Raw genomic sequence first — 21876 nt, forward strand, 5'->3', positions numbered from 1 at the left:
ACTTTATGTAACAGGTATAACCTGTGATTCTATAGAGCCATCAACGAGCTCTGTAATCAAAACATCGCCTGTTTTAATTTGCCCCACAGATTTAACCACTTTGCCTTGTTGTGTTTTAGTGATGCTATAGCCGCGCGCTAAAACATTAAGCGGACTTACTGAATCTAACCTGCTTGCTTGCAGTGCTAAGCTATTATTCGCTTGCTGTAACTGATGTTGTATAGCTTGGTTTAGCCTAGCTTGTAATTGCGAAAGTTGATGGCTTGCTGTAGCGAGTTTTTTATCGGGTGATTGGCGCATTAAACGCGGCGTTAAGTTATTGAGTGTGCGTTCTTGTTGGTATAAACGATTACGCATCGCCTGTTGCAGCGCAATGCTTAGCTCATCCAAACGTTGTGATTTTTGATTAAGCTGATTACGCGGATGACATAAATTAAGGCGGTGTTGTAACTGCGTTGCTAGTGCGCGCTTGTCGGCAATGCCGTGCTTAAACGCGTTAGATAAACGATTAACTAATTGCGTTACTTTGTTGTGTAACTCTTGCGTATTAGGGCTTACAAGCTCAGCTGCGGCTGATGGAGTCGCTGCACGAACATCAGCAACGTAATCGCTAATAGTGGTATCTATTTCGTGGCCTACCGCACTTACTATCGGTAATTCACTTTTGAAAATAGCGCGGGCGAGCTGTTCGTGATTAAAACACCATAAATCTTCAAGTGATCCGCCGCCTCGCCCTAAAATAAGTACGTCTACTTCATCACGTGTGTTGGCTAATTCAATTTGGTTAATTAAATGCACGTGCGCTTCTTTGCCTTGTACCATAGCAGGGTAAATGATGACTTCTAGCTGCGGTGCACGGCGTTTGAGTACCGTTAAAATATCTTTTATAGCAGCGCCGGTTGCTGAGGTAATAACACCAATGCGATTAATATTTTGGGGTAATGGCTGTTTGTGAGCAGAGCTAAATAATCCTTCGGCGGCTAAACGCATTTTAAGCGCATCAAATTCTTGTTTTAGCTGACCTTCGCCTGCGGGTTCCATATGCTCAACAATAAGCTGGTAGTCACCGCGAGGTTCATAAAGCGATACACGCGCTTTTACTGTAACTTGTGCGCCATTTACAGGGCGGTAGCTTTGGTTGCGATTATTGCCTCGCCACATTGCGGCTTTAATTTGTGCTTTATCGTCTTTTAACGAAAAGTACCAATGTCCAGATGCAGGGGTAATAAAGTTAGAAATTTCGCCCGTGAGCACTAAAGATGCAAAACCTTGCTCAAGGATTGTGCGAATTTCTCTATTAAGGCGTGAAACGGTGTAAACCGCCTGCGAAGGCTTCGAAAACATAAAAAACAACCTAAAACTATTTATTGCACTACTTTATCATAAATATTTGCTAAATATTATTTACTCATGGCAACAACGCTGTTAAAATTTGGCCGCAATTCCTTATCTTAGATCCACATGTGAGAAGTTGCCAAAATGCTTAGAATCGCTAAAGAAGCTCTTACCTTTGATGACGTACTTTTAGTACCTGGTCATTCTACTGTTTTGCCACACACGGCAAATATTTCAACTCGCTTAACGCGTGGTATCAAACTTAACTTGCCGCTTATTTCAGCATCTATGGATACTGTTACAGAAGCTCGTTTAGCTATTGCCCTTGCGCAAGAAGGTGGTCTTGGTTTTATTCATAAAAACATGACTATTGAAGAACAAGCGAAAAACGTACGTAAAGTTAAAACCTACGAAGCAGGTATTGTTTCATACCCTGTAACGGTGACTGCCGATTTAACAATAGCAGACGCTATTGAGCTTTCACACGAAAAAGGTTTTTCAGGCTTTCCAGTTACCGATAGCGACAATGTACTTGTTGGTATTGTAACTAGCCGTGACATGCGTTTTGAAACTAAGCTTGAACAGCCTGTTTCTACCGTTATGACTAAAAAAGAAAAGCTTGTTACCGTTAAAGAAGGCGCAGCTCGCGAAGAAATTTTAGGCTTAATGCACGAACACCGCATTGAAAAAATCCTTGTTGTTGATGACGCTTTTAAACTTAAAGGCATGATAACAGTAAAAGATTACCAAAAAGCCCAAGACAAACCAGACGCATGTAAAGACGACCAAGGTCGTTTACGTGTAGGTGCTGCTGTAAGTGTTGGTGCAGGTACTGATGAGCGTATTGCTGCATTAGTAGAAGCGGGTATTGATGTTTTACTTATCGATACATCGCATGGTCATTCTCAAGGTGTTATTGATCGTGTTACTAAAACTCGCAAAGAGTACCCAGACTTACAAATTATTGCAGGCAACATAGCAACAGCTGAAGGTGCGATTGCACTTGCTGATGCGGGTGCCGATGCAGTTAAAGTAGGTATCGGCCCAGGTTCTATTTGTACTACACGTATTGTTACCGGTTGTGGCGTTCCACAAATTACCGCTATTTCAGATGCTGTTGAAGGCTTAAAAGGTCGCGACATTCCTGTAATTGCTGATGGCGGCATTCGTTTTTCTGGCGATATTGTTAAGGCACTTGTTGCTGGTGCATCGTGTGTAATGGTGGGTTCTCTTCTTGCTGGTACTGAAGAAGCACCAGGTGAAGTTGAGTTGTACCAAGGTCGTTATTACAAATCTTACCGTGGTATGGGCTCATTGGGCGCGATGGATCAAAAAGAAGGTTCATCAGATCGTTACTTCCAAAAATCAAACGAAGCAGACAAGTTAGTACCAGAAGGTATTGAAGGTCGCGTAGCTTACAAAGGCCCAATTGCAACGATTATTCATCAGCAAGTAGGTGGCTTACGTAGTGCTATGGGCTTAACGGGTTGTGCAACAATTGAAGAGCTTAATACAAAACCACAGTTTGTACGCGTTACTTCAGCAGGTATGGGTGAGTCGCACGTACACGACGTGCAAATCACTAAAGAAGCACCAAATTACCGCTTAGGTTAAGCAACGTAATAAATTTAATATACTGGGCTTGCTTTGCAAGCCCTCTTTTTAGTCGTTTATATAAATACCAATTGCATTAATAAAGTGGTCAATTATTGCGACAGATAAATGGCTCAATAACGAGGCAAAAATTTCGATTTTTAGTTTCTTCTAAATAAGAAGTTTTTAACGTGGTTAGAGAGTTATTTGGCCTGCAAGAATTAGTAATGTTTAATAAAATTGGTATTCAAAGCGGCATTTGGCATCAGACTTTACGAGATACCCCATGAGCAAAGATATTCACGATTCACGAATTCTCATTTTAGACTTTGGTTCACAATACACGCAATTAATCGCGCGCCGTATCCGCGAAATTGGTGTTTACTGTGAGCTATGGGCATGGGATGTGACTGAAGAGCAAATCCGCGAGTTCAACCCACAAGGTATTATTCTTTCTGGTGGCCCAGAATCAACAACGCTTGAAAACAGCCCGCGCGCTCCAGAGTATGTATTTAATGCAGGCGTTCCTGTGTTAGGCATTTGTTATGGCATGCAAACAATGGCAGCTCAACTTGGCGGAAGTGTACACAGCTCTGATAAAAAAGAGTTTGGTTACGCACAAGTAGAAAAAGTAGGCAACTGTGCATTATTTGATGCAATTGAAGACAGCATTACCGATGGCGGCAACGGCATACTCGACGTATGGATGAGCCATGGCGACAAAGTAATGGATATTCCAGCTGGTTTTGCAACAACAGCTAAAACATCTACTTGTCCACATGCTGCAATGTCTAACGAAGAAAAACGTTTTTACGGTGTACAGTTTCATCCAGAAGTTACACACACGCATCAAGGTCAGCGCTTATTAGAGCGTTTTGCTATTGATATTTGTGGTTGTGAAAAATTGTGGACTGCTGCAAAAATTATCGATGATGCTATCGAGCGTATTAAAGAAACAGTTGGCGATGACGAAGTTATTTTAGGCCTTTCTGGTGGTGTTGATTCATCGGTTGTGGCTATGCTTATTCACCGTGCAATTGGCGAAAGACTAACATGTGTATTTGTTGATAATGGTTTACTTCGTTTAAACGAAGGCCAACAAGTAATGGACATGTTTGGTAATAAATTTGGCTTAAATATTGTTAAAGTTGAAGCAGAAGAGCAGTTTTTAAATGATCTAGCGGGTAAGTCAGACCCAGAAGATAAACGTAAAGCCATTGGTCATACGTTTATTAATGTATTTGATGAGCAAGCCAAAAAGCTTAAAAATGCAAAATGGTTAGCGCAAGGTACAATTTATCCTGATGTAATTGAATCAGCGGCATCTGCAACTGGTAAAGCGCATGTTATTAAATCTCACCACAATGTGGGTGGATTACCAGATGACATGAAAATGGGCCTTGTTGAGCCATTACGTGAATTATTCAAAGATGAAGTACGTAAAATTGGCCTAGAACTAGGTTTACCGTACGACATGCTTTACCGTCATCCTTTCCCTGGACCAGGTTTAGGTGTGCGTGTACTTGGTGAAATCAAAAAAGAATACTGTGATTTATTACGCCGCGCTGATGCGATTTTCATCGAAGAGCTTCACAAAGCTGAGCTCTACCATAAAGTAAGCCAAGCGTTTACTGTATTCTTACCTGTAAAATCGGTAGGGGTTATGGGCGATGCACGTAAGTACGATTGGGTTGTATCACTTCGTTGTGTGGAAACAATCGACTTTATGACAGCGCGCTGGTCACATTTACCTTATGAGTTTTTAGGTGTGGTATCAAACCGTATCATTAACGAAATAGATGGTATTTCTCGTGTTGTTTACGATATTTCAGGTAAACCACCTGCAACTATCGAATGGGAATAATTAATTTTAGTTTTAATTAACTAATTTTAAGTGATTAAAAAATGGCGAATTAGCATGCTAATTCGCCGTTTTGTTTATTTAAAAAGCAGTTAAACTAAAAGAGTGATTTTTCTCTTTACCTTTGGCGAAACTTCTCTATAATTCGTCGTCATTGCAGGGGCGTAGTTCCAATTGGTAGAACAGCGGTCTCCAAAACCGATGGTTGGGAGTTCGAATCTCTCCGCCCCTGCCATTTCTTCTTTACATCGTTTTTATTACTTCTTATATTGTTCAAATGTCTAATCTACTGAGTTGTTATGCATCCACGTTACGCAGCTATTTTTGATATAGAAAATCTTGAACTCAATCAACATTATTGTCCTCAAGCAAATGATCAAGCTAATACTTTATCGCAAAGCACGATAGCTAGTTCTTTAACGCTAAATGAGCAACTACTTGCAGACATTAAACTCAGTGCAGAGCCTATTATTATAAATAGCGTTGTACAGGGCAGTGAGATGCAATTAAACGATAATAAGCTTACATTGCCAACCCCACAGCTCAACGCCTCTGAGAAGCGTGCTTTATGGGCTTTAATGAGTAAACACCTTGATAAACTTTAAATCAGTAGATGAAACTGCAATACCTCAATTAATGGCCATCGAAACAGCGTGTCATAGCCATCCGTGGACTTTAAATACAATGAGTTCATGCATAGGTGGGCGCTATTTTAATGTTGCCGCATTTGATGAGGCTAACATGATTGGTTTTTATATTGGTGAAAAAGCAGGGCCTGATTTTACACTTATGGATATTTGTGTAACACCAAGTCACCAGGGTAAGGGTATTGCAAGGCAGTTGTTAGCGCAGTTTATTGAATATGGTGAGCAGCAAAATGCTGAAAACCTCTTTTTAGAAGTTCGCGAATCAAATACGCGTGCTATTGCGCTGTATGAGCGCGCAGGCTTTGCTGAGATGTCAGTGCGTAAAAACTACTACCCAAGCGATAACCCTGCTAAAAATGGCTTTGAAGACGCTATTTTAATGGGTATGGCGCTAGGTTTAAACTTTTCATAATTAAAGTCGGTAATTAGCATTTAAAATATAGAGCCGTTAAAGTACTGCATTTGTACAGTTTTGTAAGTTTGCTTTTTAGGTTACTTTGTCGCTAATTGCTTGCTCAATGGCTGCTATTAAATCATTTACCAGCTCGTCTCTTGGTACTTTATTGTTACTTTTTAAGTTCTCTTCAAGTGCCGCAGCGCTATGGTAAATTTCATCAAAGTTAAAGCATCCAGAACTGCCTTTAACACTGTGCGCTATACCTCTTAATGCTTCCCAATCATCACAATGCTGCAAAGCTTTAACTTCTTCTAAATATGTAGGTAAGTTAGCTAAGTAATTATCGGCAATTTGCTGAAACTTTTCGCTCTTTAATAGGCTATCCCATTTATTTTGATTATCTTTTTCAAGATGCAGGTAGCTTACGAGTACGTTTTCCAGAGCATCTTTATCAATGGGTTTAGCCAGTGCTTTGTCGCAACCAGCTTCTAGATAAGTGCCTATATCATGGTTCATTACATTGGCAGTAAGGGCAATGATAGGGCCATCATACGCTGCATGACGAAGCATTTTAGTCGCTTCTAATCCGCCCATTACAGGCATTTGCATATCCATAATAATAAGTTGGTAGTCGTTTACGAGCGCCATTTCTACAGCTTGTGCGCCATTACTGGCAATATCGGGTTCAAGACCCCAGGTTTGCAGTAATAATTTAATTAATAGTTGGTTATCTGGGTTATCCTCAGCCACTAATATATTGGCGTCGAAGCTATTGGTTGCAAACGATAAGAGAGGATCTTTCTCTGGTATTAACTGGCTTTCTTGCGTTAAAAACTCAAGCATTGGTTGATCATCAGATAGCTGACATGCCACCCTAATTGTAACTCGGCTACCTACACCCACTTCACTTTCAAGGTTTACATCGCCACCAAGTAACAGTGCTAAGTTTTTAGAAATACACAACCCAAGACCTGTACCACCAAAACGGCGTGTAGTTGTGGCATCGGCCTGTTCAAACGGCTTAAATACACGTTCTATTTGATGCTCAGACATACCAATACCAGTATCTTTAATTACAAACTCTAGCTTTTGACTTGCTTGTAAATAATGCACACAAATAGACACGCTACCATTTTCGGTAAATTTAACGGCGTTATTAGCAATGTTTATAAGTATTTGTTTTAAGCGGGTCACATCACTATAAATGGTGCGGGGTAGCGGCAGTTGATAGTCGATATTAAGGGTTAATTTTTTTTCTTGTGCCAGTGGTTGAATAATTGATTCAATGTCGTGCACAAGCTGCACTACGTTTAACGCTGACAAATCAACAGCCAGCTTTTCAGCTTCAATTTTAGATAAATCGAGTATGTTATTTATTAACTCTAGTAAGTGTTTTGAATTACGTAAAATAGTGCTTAGGTGTTGTTTGTCATTCGCTACTTTATCGTTGTGTAGTAACTGCTCTGTAAAGCCCATAATGGCCGTGAGCGGCGTGCGTATTTCGTGACTCATGTTAGCTAAAAAACGACTCTTAAGTTGATTAGCTTGCTCAGCTTGGCCAATAGCTAACTCAAGTTGGCTGTTCATAGCTTCAAGTGCTTGGGTACGACTTTCCACTTTATCTTCAAGGTGGTGTTTGTATTCTTCAAGCTGTTGTTGGTAGTGCCTTATTTGATTAACCATGTGGTTAAAGTCGTTAAATAAAACACCTACTTCATCATTTGTATGAGCTGGTAAGTGCACCGACAAATCGCCATCACCAACACGATGACTCGCAGCCCCGAGTAACTCAATTGGGTTAAGTAATAAATTGCGGACCACTACAAAAATTAATATTGGCAGGGTGATCACCGAAATAATAACAATTAAGCCTGTTATTAAACTTATGGCTTTACCTGATTGATAAAGCACCCCTTTGGGAATGGTCGATACGTAATAATATCCGCCGGGCATTTGCACTGCAAAAATCATTCGCTCTATTTTGTCTATGCTTGAGAGTTCAATAGTTGAAAGCATGCCGATATCAGCGAGGTCGTGCACTTGATTAAGTTCGTACTCGCTTATGTATTGGCCACGCATATTATAATCGGAGCTAAATAAAATTTTCCCGTCTTTAGTCAACATTAAATTAAGCGTGTTGTTATATGGCGCTTCTAAAATACTAGAGTTTAGTATTGAAGGTTCTATATGTATTACAATAAAACCAAGCTGCTGTGGTCGTTTTAAATAGTAATCAACACTATAAATTCGTTGAATAAAATATAAACTAGTGGTGCCATCATCCTTTTGAATCATAAATTGCTGTTTACTTAAATTACTTTGCAATACTTGATTAAAAAACGGGTAGCTTTTAGGCGCTGTTGTTAGGTTGTTAGAGTAGTAGGCATCGCTTTTCCCACTGGCTGAAACTAAATTAATGCTAATTATATCGGGATAAGCCTCACTGTAACTGGCAAATACATCCATAAGCGCGCCAAGTTTTCGGGTGTAATTACCGTTGGCACGAATGTCGTTTGCTAAAAAATCACTAAGTACTGGCGAGGTTGAAAGTAGTTTTGCTGTAGAGTGAAAAGAGTCGATATAATTAAATATTTTTTGCTGTTGTTGCTCAACAAAACGGCTCATTATTAAATCAGCTTGTTTTTGTGTTGAATTAGTTACATTGGTGAGCGTAAAGCCACCTAAAAATAGCAGCGGTAGAATAACAAGGGGTGTTATATACCATAATAATCTAATACTTAACTTACTGGTTTTCATGACCAAACGACTTATCCTCCATGCAATCTATCAATAATATGCGTTACGACTTTATTACACAAGCTTGTGGCGGTCTTGGTGGCTAAATTACAATCAGTAGTTACATGGTATTTAGCTCTGTATTGGTGTTTTTTTATTTTATTAAGTTATTTTAATTTAATAAGTTACATGCTTATAACTGTTATTTTATTGTTCAAAAAAGTTTACATAAATTTACATCTTTTAAAGTCATTTTTTTAAAGATAAATGCTATCACTTAAAATTAAATTTTCTAATTTACTCTTAGTTATAAATACCAGTGGGTTAACGCAGGGCTGTTAGCCGGGCCACTAGGTTATATTCTCAAGCAAGGCTTAAAAATTCTAATGGTGTGCAGGGGCTTGGTGTATTGTGTGCTGATTCTATTTATTTGGCTTATTACTGATTTTTTTGTACCTCATTTGCAGTTAGGCTTCCCAAAATCCATATTGATAAAAAAGATCAGCTAATAACCAACCATTGATTGTTTATAAGGCCAAGATCAGCGAAAATAGTCTTCAATTACGATTAACATAACGGATCGCATGTGAAGGGCCAATTTAGGGCTTTTCTGATGGTGTGTTGAGCTTTCGAGGTTGCTCTATACCAATTTTATTAAAAACAAGATCGTTCTAGCGTATTAAATAACTCACTAACTACGTTAAAAATTATTCATAGAGAATAACTCTATGTGATAATTTCGCCTTGTTATTGCGCTATTTTATTATCGCTATAATAGAACGCTAATTTAATGCAATTGGTATTATTTAAGCCTTGAAAGCTCAGCATACTTAAAGTGGATAATATCCGTATACAAACTAAAAGAACTTTTTTAATGGCAGATCAAAATCTCCTTAGCGAAATTAATAAACGACGAACCTTTGCTATCATCTCTCACCCAGATGCTGGTAAAACAACCATTACCGAAAAAGTATTGTTATTCGGACAAGCTATTCAACGAGCCGGCACTGTAAAAGGCCGTGGCTCTAACCAGCATGCAAAGTCTGACTGGATGGAAATGGAAAAAGAGCGTGGTATATCTGTTACTACCTCTGTAATGCAGTTTCCATATAACAACGCACTTGTTAATTTACTTGATACTCCAGGACATGAAGATTTCTCGGAAGATACTTACCGCACATTAACTGCGGTAGATTCGTGTTTAATGGTTATTGATGCGGCAAAGGGTGTAGAAGATCGTACCCGTAAGCTAATGGAAGTTACACGCCTGCGTACAACGCCAATTGTTACGTTTATGAATAAATGTGACCGTGAAATTCGCGACCCAATGGAAGTGCTTGACGAAGTTGAAACAGAGCTAAATATTGCCTGTGCACCCATTACTTGGCCAATTGGCTGTGGTAAAGAGTTCAAAGGTGTTTATCACATTCATAATGACGAAGCTGTTTTATACAAAACAGGTCAGGGTCATAAAATTCAAGAAGTTCGTACCATTAAAGGTCTTGATAACCCAGAACTTGATATTGCCATTGGTGAAGATTTAGCTGCGCAATTACGCGATGAGCTTGAGCTTGTTATTGGCGCATCAAACGAATTTGATTTAGATCTGTTTTTAGCCGGTGAGCTTTCGCCAGTTTATTACGGTACCGCACTTGGTAACTTTGGTGTTGACCACGTTTTAGATGGTTTAACTAAATGGGCACCAACGCCACTGCCTCGTGAAACCGAAGACAGACTTATTGTTGCAACTGAAGAAAACTTTACTGGTTTTGTATTTAAAATTCAGGCCAACATGGACCCTAAACACCGTGACCGTATTGCATTTATGCGTATTGTATCGGGTAAGTATAGCCAAGGCATGAAAATGAATCACGTGCGAATTGGCAAGCAAGTGAGCATTTCTGATGCGGTAACCTTTATGGCGGGCGATCGTGAGCGCGCAGCTGACGCTTACGCGGGCGATATTATTGGTTTGCATAACCACGGTACCATTCAAATTGGTGATACGTTCACACAAGGCGAAAAGCTTAAATTTAGTGGTATCCCTAACTTTGCGCCTGAATTATTCCGCCGTATTCGTCTTCGCGATCCGCTTAAGCAAAAGCAATTATTAAAAGGCTTAGTACAGCTTTCTGAAGAAGGTGCTGTGCAGGTATTTAGACCGCTTATAAACAACGATTTAATTGTGGGCGCGGTAGGTGTACTTCAGTTTGATGTAGTTGTAGCGCGCTTAAAAGCCGAATATAACGTAGATGCTATTTACGAAGGTGTAAACGTAAATACAGCGCGTTGGGTAAGCAGCGACGATGTGAAAAAGTTTGAAGACTTTAAGCGCAAGTGCGAAAGTAATTTAGCACTCGATGGTGGCGATAACTTAACTTACATTGCGCCGAGCCGTGTAAATCTTAACTTATCGGTAGAGCGTTACCCAGAAGTGACATTTAACCACACTCGCGAAAACTAGAATCGACTGACTACAGTTAACTGAAAGCCTGCTTTGGCGGGCTTACAAAGGTAAAAAATATGAATATTCGTACTATTTTAATCGAAAAAGCCATTGCCGCTATGGCGGGCGCAGGCTTACCTGAAGATACAAACCCAGCAGTAACACAAAGCACACGTCCACAATTTGGTGATTACCAAATTAATGCAGCAATGGGCGCGGCTAAAAAAATGAAAAGCAATCCACGTGAGCTTGCGCAAAAAATTATAGATAATCTTGATGTAAGCGATATTGCTCAAAAGACTGAAATTGCTGGCCCAGGTTTTATTAATATTCATTTAAAGCCTGAGTTTTTAGCTCAAAGCGTACAAGCCGCTAACAGTGATGCAAAGCTTGCTGTAAACGAGCATGCTAACCCGCAAAAAGTGGTTGTTGACTATTCATCACCAAACCTTGCTAAAGAAATGCACGTAGGCCATTTACGTTCAACCATTATTGGTGACTCAATTGTACGTGCGCTTGAATTTAGAGGTGATACGGTTGTACGTCAAAATCACATGGGTGATTGGGGCACGCAATTTGGTATGTTAATCGCGCATTTAGAAGATCAAATTAGCCAAGGTGTTGATTTAGATTCTGTAGCGCTTGCTGATTTAGAAACCTTTTACCGCGATGCTAAAAAACGCTTTGACGACGAAGAAGGCTTTGCTGATAAAGCACGTAATTACGTTGTTAAATTACAAGGCGGCGATGCGCACTGTGAAAAACTTTGGAAACTGTTTATAGCTACCTCAGTTAAGCACTCTGAAGAAGTATACAAGCGTTTAAATGTAACACTTACTCAAGCTGATATTATGGCTGAAAGCGCATACAACGCAGAACTTAACGATATTATTAGCCTACTTAAAGATAAAAATATTGCAGTAGAGTCGCAAGGCGCGCAAGTTGTGTTTTTAGATGAACTTGCCAACAAAGATGGTGAACCATCTGCGTTTATCGTACAAAAATCTGGCGGTGGTTTTTTATATGCAACAACAGATTTAGCGGCATGTGATTATCGTTCAAATAAATTAGGTGCTGATCGTATCTTAATTTTTGTAGATGCACGTCAAAATCTACACTTTAATCAAGTAGAGCTAACAGCGCGTAAAGCAGGTTTATTACGAGACGAAACAAGTTACGAGTTTTGCCCGTTTGGCACCATGATGGGCGCCGATAACAAACCATTTAAAACACGTACTGGCGGCACAGTAAAACTTGCTGACTTATTAGAAGAATCAATTAACCGTGCAGCTGCAAAACTAGCTGAACGTGAATCGGATTTAAGTGATAGCGATCGCAGCGAGATTGCACGTAAAGTAGGTATTGGCGCAGTTAAATACGCCGACCTTTCTAAGCACCGTACCAGCGATTACATTTTTAACTGGGACAGCATGCTAAGCTTTGAAGGCGCAACCGCTCCTTATTTACAATATGCTTATACACGTATACGCAGTATTTTCCGTAAGTCAGGCGTTGATGCAGCTACATTAAATTCAGATGTTGCAATTATTGAGCCTCAAGAAAAAGCACTAGCACTTAAGCTACTACAGCTTGAAGAAGTACTTGATTTAATGATCAGCGAAGCAACACCGCACGTACTATGTGGTTACTTATATGAGCTAGCAAGCTTATACATGACATTTTACGAAGCCTGCCCAGTACTTAAAGAGGGCGTAGAGCCAAGCGTGCGCGATAGCCGTTTAGTGTTGTGTAATTTGGTTTCAAGAACATTAGAAACGGGATTGGACTTACTCGGCATTGAAGTCATGGAGCAAATGTAATCACCGTCGTATTTTAACCTAATACTGCGTTATCCACCCCAACTTACCCTAATCACATACAAACCGTATGCTCATAGGGATAAGTCGGGTTGGATGCCTTGTCTTAGGCTAAACTACTTAGGTGAACCGTCTGCTGCGTGTAGTTCGCTTTGACTGCGTTGTCGTGCTTTTTTAGCCTAAGTCACATACTAAATGTATGCTCCTTGGCATAAAAAAGCACTCCGTCTTGTCAGCACTTCTACACTTGCAGATATCTGAGTTGTGTAGTTTACGTTGTAGGTTGGGTTGAGTGAAACGAAACCCAACGATACGCCTGAGACTCTATGTTTATTGCTATCGCATGCACCTGAATCTTAATATTTGTTACTACTCAACATCCATTGTTTTAAGCTCGCTACTCTAAGCTCTTTTCTAAGGCTTTATTTAAAGGACTTGTTATGAAACTCGAAGATATCCGCCGTGAATACCTGCAAGACGCGTTAAGCGAAGATAACTTGCAAGATGATCCATTCAAGCAGTTTGAAACATGGCTTGAGCATGCAGTGGCAAGCCAGTTACCCGATCCAACTGCGATGGTTGTAGCAACTGTTGATGAAACCGGTCAACCTTCACAGCGCATTGTGCTTTTAAAGCATCTGGATGATAACGGTTTTGTATTTTTTACCAATACAGGTTCGCGTAAAGCGCAAGAGCTTAAAGGTAATAATAAAATATCGCTGCACTTTCCGTGGCACCACATGGAACGCCAAGTTATTGTATATGGCGAGGCTAAACCATTACCTACCTCTGCTGTGGCAAAGTACTTTTTATCTCGTCCTAAAGAAAGCCAATTAGCTGCATGGGCATCAGCGCAAAGTCGTCCGGTGTCATCACGTAAAGTACTAATGGAAACCTTCGCCAACATGAAAAGTAAGTTTGCTAAATGTGAAATTCCATTGCCTGATTTTTGGGGCGGATATTGTGTAGTACCCACTAAAATTGAGTTTTGGCAAGGTGGGGCGCATCGTTTGCATGATCGCTTTATATATCAGCGCCAAGCAGATAACAGCTGGCAAATTACACGCTTAAACCCTTAATTAAAAGATGAGTAAGTAACCGTGCAATTTATTGACTCTCATTGCCACCTCGACTTTAGCGAGTTTGATTCGAATCGTGAATCGCTCATAAGTGAGTGTGTAGCAAAGGGAGTTAATCAGTTTGTTGTGCCGGGTATTACGCTTGCTCAATCACATACTCTCATAAAACTCAAAGCAACTTACCCAAGTATAAAAATAGCCGCAGGGCTACATCCTTACTTTTTAGAGCAACATAACGAATCGCACATAGAAGCGTTATTTGAATTCGCGACTACAAATAAACATCAGCTGGTTGCTATTGGGGAGTGCGGGCTTGATCGAAGTATTGAAAACCTTCCTAAACAAACTTATTTATTTGAGCAGCAAATAGGGCTTTCTAATGAGCTTAATTTACCGCTTATTGTGCATCATAGGCAAAGCCATGATTTAATTGCGCAATCGTTTAAGCGGTGTAAGCCAAAAAACGGGGGAGTGATTCATGCCTTTTCGGGCTCACTTCAACAAGCGCAGTACTATATTAAGCAGGGTTTTAAGCTTGGCATAGGCGGTGTTATTACCTATGATCGCGCAGTTAAAACACGCGCTGTTATTGCTGCTATTGAGCCAGAGCACTTAGTGCTTGAAACCGACTCACCTTCAATGCCGTTAAGCGGTCATCAAGGTGAAGTTAACACGCCATTACATATACCTGATGTATTTAACGCGTTATGTGATTTAAAGCCACATAGTGAAAGAGGGACGCTTGCAAAGCAGCTTTACGATTCTTGTTCAGATGTTTTTTGCATATAGCGATTTACCTGCCAACGTTTTAATCCACGCCCTAACTGCCACGTAAAAATACATGCAATCACTAGCATTAACAATACTTGACGACCTAAGTCATGAAAATGATTATGGCTGTCGGATATTGCGGCGCGAGTTAAATAAGTAACAGACACAAAGCCTATAGGGCGGTCATCATCGCTTATCACGGGTTCCATAAAAGGTGTTTTTAGTTTACTAATACCCGGTGTAGAGTCAGGGAGTTGTCCATAAATATGATGTGACTGCCAATTGTCACTGCTAGCAATTAAAATGCCTTGTTGATCATAAATAGTCGCAGAAAGTACAAATTCATCTTTACTTATATCGTTACAAATGGCGTTGAGCTGTGGTTTGTTTTTTTCAATAAGCGGTGTTTTAACATTTAAAGCCATAAACTGAGTGAGGCTTTTTGCCGTGCTATCGGCACTATCATAAAGTAACTGATGACTCTGAAAACTACTATTAACACCTACCCAGCTTAGTAATACAAAACAACCAGCCGCTAGTATTAAGCGAACAAGTCGTTTTCTTTGAGAAGCAGTAATAGGGTTTTTAATATGGTTATTTTTCATAGTCACCGTTTATGCTACTGACAGCATTTTGATTTGATGTTACAACTACACTAACTATAACCTTAAACCCCACCTGATGGCGAATTTAGTGTTGAGAATACCAGTTATGATATGCCAATTATCAGGAAAATAAAAATAAACACGGAGATTCCATGTCGCAAATCAACATGGCACAGCAAGCTGCTGAGCAACCATTACAACACTTAACTCTAAATAAATGGTTTAGCTATAGTGGTGGTGCATTTACACCTCTTGATTATATACCAAACAAAGCATTAGGGTTATTTAGCATCGCATTTGCGGGTGATTTTGAAGAAAAACACATTGTTAGCATTATTGATTTTTTAGCTATGCATAACCAAACCGTCACTGCTATATGCCAATATCAACCAGATTTAGGGTTAGCTCCAGCACTGTGTTTTTACGCGCAAAACTCCGATCAAGCTATAAACCCGTTAGTACTACAAGAGTTTTCAAGCACTCTAGATTGTCAATTAGTGCAAGTTGCTACTGTGCCTAATTTATATGAGCCTGGTTTATTGGTTATGGATATGGATTCAACTGCAATAACTATTGAGTGCATAGACGAAATAGCACGCCTTGCGGATGTTTACGACGAAGTTGCCTCTGTAACCGCACTTGCAATGGCGGGTAAACTTGATTTTAGCGAGAGTTTAAATCAGCGCGTAGCTAAACTGGCTGGTATTGAAAAAAGCTTAATTGAAGAGCTAAAAAGTGCATTGCCACTCATGCCGGGCATTAAAGTGCTGTGTCAAATTCTAAAACAGCATGACTGGTATTTAGCAATTGCATCAGGTGGTTTTGTACCGTTTGCAGAGCGCGTTCAAGAGCTTATTAATTTAGATGAAGTGCACGCTAATGTACTCGAATTTAAAGACGATAAACTAACAGGTAAAGTACTGGGTACAATTGTAGATGCACAACAAAAAGCAATTATTCTAGAGTCGTTACAACATAAACTAGGGCTTGAGAAGTCGCAAACAGTTGCTATTGGCGATGGCGCAAACGATTTAGTCATGATGGCAAAAGCTGGCCTAGGTGTAGCAGTGCATGGCAAACCTAAAGTAGTTGAGCAAGCACAAGCGGCTATTTGTGAAGGGTCATTATTACAATTGTTGTATATGTTGGCCATTCCGTTAGATAAAGAGCCCGCTCTTTAAAGTTGTTTAAGTTAAACTGCTTAGCGTAAGCGGTTTAACCAAATTAGTTTACGGCGGCCCATTTGTTCAACTTGCTCTTTTTTAAGCTCTAAATGGCTTAGAGCTTCTTCAGTTATATCTACTACGTCCCCCACGCCTGCAACAGCCCATAATGCTTCTTCTAAATCTTTTGCTTTATGCATTGCATATTGGCTTACGTATTTAAGCTCATTAGATAGGTAGTCAGTATCGGGGCGACCTGTGCGCGAAATATACAAACGCATCACAAATATAAGTTGTGATGTAATGCCTTTACTAATTTGTTTATAAAAGCTTGAGTAGTCTTCACCTAAAGCGCATTGGCTAACAATAGCCTCTTCAATTTTGCCCTTACGAGGGTCGAAATTAATAGCGAGTGTAAAAGCAAGCGGTGCGTCTTGGCGACTGCGATCTTTAATATTAGGCGTTATTACATTAATAATTTGCTCTTCGGTAAGGATACTCGAAAAGTCAGTTTTGTTACCTAATAAGCCAAAATTTTGCAAAATAACATGCATAGGACTGGCGTATAAGCCATAACCAATTGCACCTGTTTTAAAGTGTGCAGCTTCCTTGTGTAAATACAGCGGAAATTGGCATACACTTTTTGTAACCATATTTCTAAGCGCGGTAGATAAGCCTTCTACTTTTGGCGCTTCTTCAGATACTTTAAGTTTGTCTTTATTACCTTCTATTAGCTGAGTGAAAAAAGTCACGCCAGCATGGGGTAAATCAGCAACACGATTCGCTTTTAGGTTAATAGTAGTGAATGACTTACTAATGGCCATTATTTCGTACTTTAGTTCGCTAAGTTTATGCTTTTTAGTTATTTTTTGAAGCTCAGGAAATGTTAAAAGTACTATATCACCTTTTTTAAATGTGACTGGTTGCTCGCACTCTAATTGCAAACCCATTACAGAAAAGTCACGTGTATAACCGTTAAATACTTCATCATTAATAGTGACGCTAACCGGTGTTTTATAAAGGTAGCGCTTATGCGAGCGTAAATTTACGTATTCAAGTGGCACAATATCTAAATAAGGTGGCGTTTTATGTTTTGCGTGGCCAAAATGTTTAAGCTGATTTACTAACGCTTTATCAAAAGTAAGTTGTTTATAATCTGCTTGCTCTGTTTTATTGCCAATACTTGTAAGTACAACAATATATTTAACGTCTTTTATAAGGCCTTTAACTCGAGGGGAAGGCGGCTTGTTGAGTTTTTCAATATTAGCGCCAGCACTATTAGGTAATGAAAGCGGTATAAAAGAATCATCTGGATGACTTGGCATTATTTGTATTTTAAAGCACTGCCAACTTTCTTTTTGGCTACCAAAACCTAAAAATAGATCACGTAATTTAGGGTTATTATTTAGCTCAGTTCGTGTCGCAGAGTAATAGTAAATTTTACCCGATGATATATGTGTAAATGTATAGAGGTAATCTTCTTTGACCGCGGTAATTTGGGTTAGTAATTGTGTAATGCGCTGATGATTGAGTATATTGTACAAACACGGTGTTTTTCTTTCATCGGTAAAATAGCGCTGGATAAAAATATTATTTTCAGTAGTAAGGCTAAGGCTTGGGTAATACTGTTCATCTTTTTTGCTTAAAAATACATATAAAGACGTTACACGAGGGATGTAGTATTGCTCATACCCCTTTGATACTACAGCATCGAGCGTGTTATCTAAATTTACTTTATAACGACGTTTATTACCGTGAATAAAGCTTTCTAAAAAGTCATTAAAGGCGTCGTTATTTTCGATATAAGTGCGTTTTAAGCGAATGTGGTTGTATTCACGAGAGATATTTTCAACGGCAACAACCTCGTATTGAATACCGTTTTTTAGGCCAAGTTCAAAGTCTTGTTCAAGGCCTACCAAGCGCATTGCTATTAGTTCACCTTTTTTTATAGAGTAGCGCGTTGCAAGCTTAACCTTACAACCGCTTAAAGATATATCTGAGGTGCTAGCAGCAATGTTCTTTTTATCTTTGTAATCAATAGTTACTTTTATTGAGTAATTCATCCGTTCTTCACGGCGGCTCTCGTAAGAGGCAAACTTAATGACTTCAGTGCTTAAGTTACTTTCTGATTCTTGTAGTTCTGATTTTTCGGCGGCTTGTTTTTGTAATACTCGGTGGTTATTTTCTGTATTCATTACGGCTTCGTAAACGGCTAGGGTATATTCACCATGCTGTTTAAGTGCTTTTTCAAACACTTCAATGGCTGTGTCATCCATAAAGTGCTGTTTGCCGTTATGCTCATACGGTTTTACTTGGCCCGTCACTAATCCACGAAGATCAACAAAGCGTGCCACTGGCTGAGATAAGCGTGACATTTCCATTTTCATCAAAAATTGCTCAGGTTTGGTTAACCCAGCGGTTTTTGATTTGAAAATTAGGTCAAATTTAGCATTGCCTAAATATGTTTTTAACTCATTCACGAGGTCTTCGTGTTTGAGCATTATGTCATCAGCCATTTATAAAACCATCACCGTCTAATTGAAAAAGTAGGTATACTGTTAAGTCCATTTATTAGAAGTTCAATAAACGTTAAATCGCGCTATGTTATTAATATAGGTACAATTATTTTAGTTACTACTGTTTAGCTCTTGTTATTATGTGTTATATGCCATTTTGTTGGCAAGTTACTTTAAACTATTTCAAAGCAAAAAGTATGCCCTAAATTATAGCTAAAAAGAAACACCATGTGTATTTAATGATTGTGACGCTAGATTTTTACGCAGGCAAGAGTTTGTTGCTAAGTAAATGCTTGAAGTGGCAAAATAAGTTATTAGAAGTAAATGTTTTTAAAATTAGAGAATCGTAGATAAGGTTATAAATGACTAAAGCGGCAAAAATAGAGTTTGTGTGTACAGAATGTGGCATGAACTACCCACGTTGGCAGGGTCAATGCCGCTGCGGTGCGTGGAACACATTAGCAGAATTTAAACCTTCAGCAGGGCAGAGTAAAAAAGCGTCAGTTCGAGCAAATGTAGGTGGTTATGCTGGCGGTGCTGGTGGCGGCTCTAAAAAAATTAATGATATTGCTACGTCAGAGGCAGAAAAACAGCTAACTGAAATAGGCGAGCTCGATCGTGTGCTAAGCGGTGGTGTAACTACCGGCTCTGTTAATATAATTTCGGGTGATCCAGGTGCTGGTAAAACAACCTTGCTATCTGATCTAGTGGCGAGAATGTCACAACGTATGCCGTCACTTTACTGTACGGCCGAGGAGTCATTATCGCAGTTTAAAAACAGGGTAAATCGTTTAAAGTTAAACTATAACCCTGACGAGCTTTATTTACTTTCAGAAACCAGTGTTGAAACCATCATTGAAGAGCTCGAGAAAAATAAAATTAAGTTTGCTGTTATTGACTCTATTCAAGCGGTTGTAACCGAAACGGCAAATGGTAGCCCAGGTTCGCCTTCGCAAGTAAAAAGTGCCGCCCAAGCATTGACTCAATACTGTAAGCAAAATGATGTAACCATGTTTATTATTGCTCATGTAAATAAAAATAACGAAATAGCAGGTCCTCAAACACTTGTACATATTGTCGATGCGCTTTTACACATAGACACCAACGATGGGCAAATTCGAACCCTTAGGGCAAATAAAAACCGCTTTGGTGATATAGATACCGTTGGCATTTTTAAAATGTGCGAACGTGGGATGTTAAGCGTTGATAACCCGAGCGAAATTTTCTTGTCGGGTTCAACCACTGACTCGCCAGGCTCTACAATTACCTGTATTCGTAAAGGCAATCGTAATTTATTGCTGGAAATTCAGTGTTTAACGACCGAAACCGAGGCGGAATTTCCGCAGCGTGTGTGCGTTGGTTTAAACATGAACCGCATAAAAATGCTGACTGGCATATTACGAAAACACACTAAAACCAAAATATTCCACGATACGTTTTTTAATATTGTGGGTGGCCTAAGAATTGATGAAACAGAAACTTGTATTGATTTAGCATTAGTAACCGCGTTACTTAGCAGCTTAAATGAATTTGTTGTGCCACGTACCACGTGTATTATGGGCGAACTCAGCTTAAACGGCGATGTACGCCCAATTGATAGTGGTGTGCCACGTGTTAAAGAAGCAGCACAACATGGTTTTACAGAAATATATATTCCATTTCGTAATTACCATAAGTCGATGGAAGGGCTGGGCGCTAAAATTACCCCAGTTAAAACAGTACATGAGTTGCTTAGTTTAATTAATTAATACTTACGGGTGTTAATGTGTAATGTTACTCTTAATAAAACTCGGTTTACACAAAGAATAGAATAAGGAAATAACATGAAAAAGTTAGTAATAGTTGCAGCGATTGTAGCTGCGGGCGTTGGTGGCGTGAGCTATGCAAATTATGTAGCTACACAAGAAGTGCGTGCAGAAGTAGATAAGCAACTTGCTTTAGTAAGCGAGCAAACTGGCGCTACATTTAAATACGCTGGTTTATCGGCAAGTGTTATTTCAAAAAGCGTAGAAATAACAAACATGGAAGTAATAAGCCCAGAGGGCGACAATGTTGCTAATATTCAAAGCATTGAAATAACAGGTTACGAGCCAGATAAAATATCACCGCATACATCATTTGATGTAAAAAGCTTTCAGTTTGATAAAGATTTTGTTTCAAAATTACCTGCTGATACAAATGAAATGCTCGCGTCGGCAAGTTACGACTTACATTCATCACTTGATTACGATGAAGAGTCTGGCAATAGTGATGTAGTAGTTAAGCTTGATGCAAAAGACATTGTTAGTTTTAATATGGATATGGGCTTGGCTAATTCAAAAGCATTAATGGATGCTTCATTGGCGATTAGTAAAGCGCAGCAAGAAGCGGGTAACCAGCCACTTACTTATGAGCAAGAGTTACAGCAGCAAACACTTGTTATGCAAGCAATGAGTAGGTTAGAGCCGCGCAATGTTAGCTTTGCTTTAAATAACCAAGGTAAGTTAAAAGACTTACTATCAAGCGAGCTTGAAAAGCAAGGCATGACGCTAGAGCAAATGGAAATGATGTTAGAGCAGCAGTTACAACAGGCTCCTGTAACTGAAAATATTGCAGAGGCTTTAACTAGCTTTGCTAAAGGTTTAAATTCATTCAGTGTGTCTGCAAAGCTACCTGAAGGTAAAACTATGATGGAAATTAACCAACAAGTTATGATGCTAATAGGGCAACCTGAAGAGCTAGTTAAGTTTATTAACTTAGAAGTTAAAGGTGATTAAGCCTTAGTTTTGTATTAATAAAGGCGCCAATTGGCTGTCTCTTGATCACAAGTCTGGCTCAAGAGATTTTGCTAAATCGTAGCCTTCCAGGATGGCTTGTAACTTAAGCCATCCTTGCCATAACACTTTCACAGATGCACGCCCTGTGCGCTTG

15 protein-coding genes and 1 tRNA gene are annotated in these 21876 nt (G+C 39.4%); 12 read left to right on the forward strand and 4 right to left on the reverse strand.

Going from position 1 to position 21876, the window contains the following annotated elements; translation table 11 throughout:
• Positions 1-3: 3 nt before the first annotated feature.
• Positions 4-1344 carry an exodeoxyribonuclease VII large subunit gene (gene xseA / locus I6F45_RS03670; protein WP_165721065.1) on the reverse strand — a complete coding sequence of 447 codons (1341 nt, stop codon included), beginning with the start codon at positions 1342-1344 and terminating at the stop codon, positions 4-6.
• Positions 1345-1479: 135 nt separating this feature from the next.
• On the opposite strand from xseA, the gene guaB reads away from it, so the two are divergent.
• The 5 genes from guaB (at position 1480) to rimI (ending at position 5848) form a co-directional block, all read left to right on the forward strand.
• Positions 1480-2949 carry an IMP dehydrogenase gene (gene guaB, locus I6F45_RS03675; RefSeq protein WP_165727594.1) on the forward strand — a complete coding sequence of 490 codons (1470 nt, stop codon included), beginning with the start codon at positions 1480-1482 and terminating at the stop codon, positions 2947-2949.
• 265 nt (positions 2950-3214) lie between these two features.
• A complete protein-coding gene (guaA, locus tag I6F45_RS03680; protein ID WP_197159649.1) occupies positions 3215-4792 on the forward strand; it encodes a glutamine-hydrolyzing GMP synthase in 1578 nt (525 codons plus the stop codon).
• A gap of 155 nt (positions 4793-4947) precedes the next feature.
• Positions 4948-5024: transfer RNA gene (locus tag I6F45_RS03685), tRNA-Trp, on the forward strand.
• Positions 5025-5088: 64 nt separating this feature from the next.
• Positions 5089-5394 carry a hypothetical protein gene (locus I6F45_RS03690; RefSeq protein ID WP_010553170.1) on the forward strand — a complete coding sequence of 102 codons (306 nt, stop codon included), beginning with the start codon at positions 5089-5091 and terminating at the stop codon, positions 5392-5394.
• On the forward strand, positions 5381-5848 hold the full coding sequence (gene rimI / locus I6F45_RS03695) for a ribosomal protein S18-alanine N-acetyltransferase (protein ID WP_197159657.1): 468 nt from the start codon (positions 5381-5383) through the stop codon (positions 5846-5848). The genes I6F45_RS03690 and rimI overlap by 14 nt, the downstream gene beginning before the upstream one ends.
• A 75-nt stretch (positions 5849-5923) precedes the next feature.
• Here rimI and I6F45_RS03700 read toward each other — a convergent pair whose 3' ends face one another.
• A complete protein-coding gene (locus I6F45_RS03700) occupies positions 5924-8590 on the reverse strand; it encodes an ATP-binding protein (protein ID WP_197159667.1) in 2667 nt (888 codons plus the stop codon).
• Between the two features lie 853 nt (positions 8591-9443).
• Here I6F45_RS03700 and prfC point away from each other — a divergent pair.
• From prfC to I6F45_RS03720, 4 genes are all read left to right on the forward strand, one after another.
• Entirely contained in the window at positions 9444-11033 is a 1590-nt protein-coding gene (prfC, locus tag I6F45_RS03705; protein ID WP_007581628.1) for a peptide chain release factor 3, read from the forward strand.
• Between the two features lie 59 nt (positions 11034-11092).
• Positions 11093-12835 (forward strand): arginine--tRNA ligase, encoded by a 1743-nt coding sequence (gene argS, locus I6F45_RS03710; RefSeq protein ID WP_197159669.1) that lies wholly within the window; start codon positions 11093-11095, stop codon positions 12833-12835.
• Positions 12836-13272: 437 nt separating this feature from the next.
• A complete protein-coding gene (gene pdxH / locus I6F45_RS03715; protein WP_197159670.1) occupies positions 13273-13911 on the forward strand; it encodes a pyridoxamine 5'-phosphate oxidase in 639 nt (212 codons plus the stop codon).
• Positions 13912-13932: 21 nt separating this feature from the next.
• The gene (locus tag I6F45_RS03720) at positions 13933-14700 is read left to right on the forward strand and encodes a TatD family hydrolase (RefSeq protein WP_165740679.1); all 768 of its coding nucleotides are present in this window, start codon (positions 13933-13935) and stop codon (positions 14698-14700) included.
• Here the strand turns inward: I6F45_RS03720 and I6F45_RS03725 are convergent.
• A complete protein-coding gene (locus I6F45_RS03725) occupies positions 14667-15287 on the reverse strand; it encodes an AhpA/YtjB family protein (RefSeq protein ID WP_007581635.1) in 621 nt (206 codons plus the stop codon). The two genes, I6F45_RS03720 and I6F45_RS03725, sit on opposite strands and share 34 nt — an antisense overlap.
• A gap of 152 nt (positions 15288-15439) precedes the next feature.
• On the opposite strand from I6F45_RS03725, the gene serB reads away from it, so the two are divergent.
• Positions 15440-16468, forward strand: coding sequence for a phosphoserine phosphatase SerB (serB, locus tag I6F45_RS03730; RefSeq protein ID WP_165740678.1), 1029 nt, complete (start codon positions 15440-15442; stop codon positions 16466-16468).
• Positions 16469-16488: 20 nt separating this feature from the next.
• Here serB and I6F45_RS03735 read toward each other — a convergent pair whose 3' ends face one another.
• Positions 16489-18966 (reverse strand): PilZ domain-containing protein, encoded by a 2478-nt coding sequence (locus tag I6F45_RS03735; RefSeq protein ID WP_010553175.1) that lies wholly within the window; start codon positions 18964-18966, stop codon positions 16489-16491.
• A 362-nt stretch (positions 18967-19328) separates the two neighbouring features.
• Here I6F45_RS03735 and radA point away from each other — a divergent pair, with 362 nt between their 5' ends.
• Both radA and I6F45_RS03745 read left to right on the forward strand, forming a co-directional pair.
• A complete protein-coding gene (radA, locus tag I6F45_RS03740; RefSeq protein ID WP_024590039.1) occupies positions 19329-20714 on the forward strand; it encodes a DNA repair protein RadA in 1386 nt (461 codons plus the stop codon).
• Positions 20715-20789: 75 nt separating this feature from the next.
• Positions 20790-21722, forward strand: coding sequence for a hypothetical protein (locus I6F45_RS03745; protein WP_197159673.1), 933 nt, complete (start codon positions 20790-20792; stop codon positions 21720-21722).
• Positions 21723-21876: the final 154 nt, after the last annotated feature.

This window comes from Pseudoalteromonas sp. SWYJZ19, assembly GCF_015864375.1.
In the GTDB taxonomy this organism is placed as follows: Bacteria; Pseudomonadota; Gammaproteobacteria; order Enterobacterales; family Alteromonadaceae; genus Pseudoalteromonas; species Pseudoalteromonas arctica.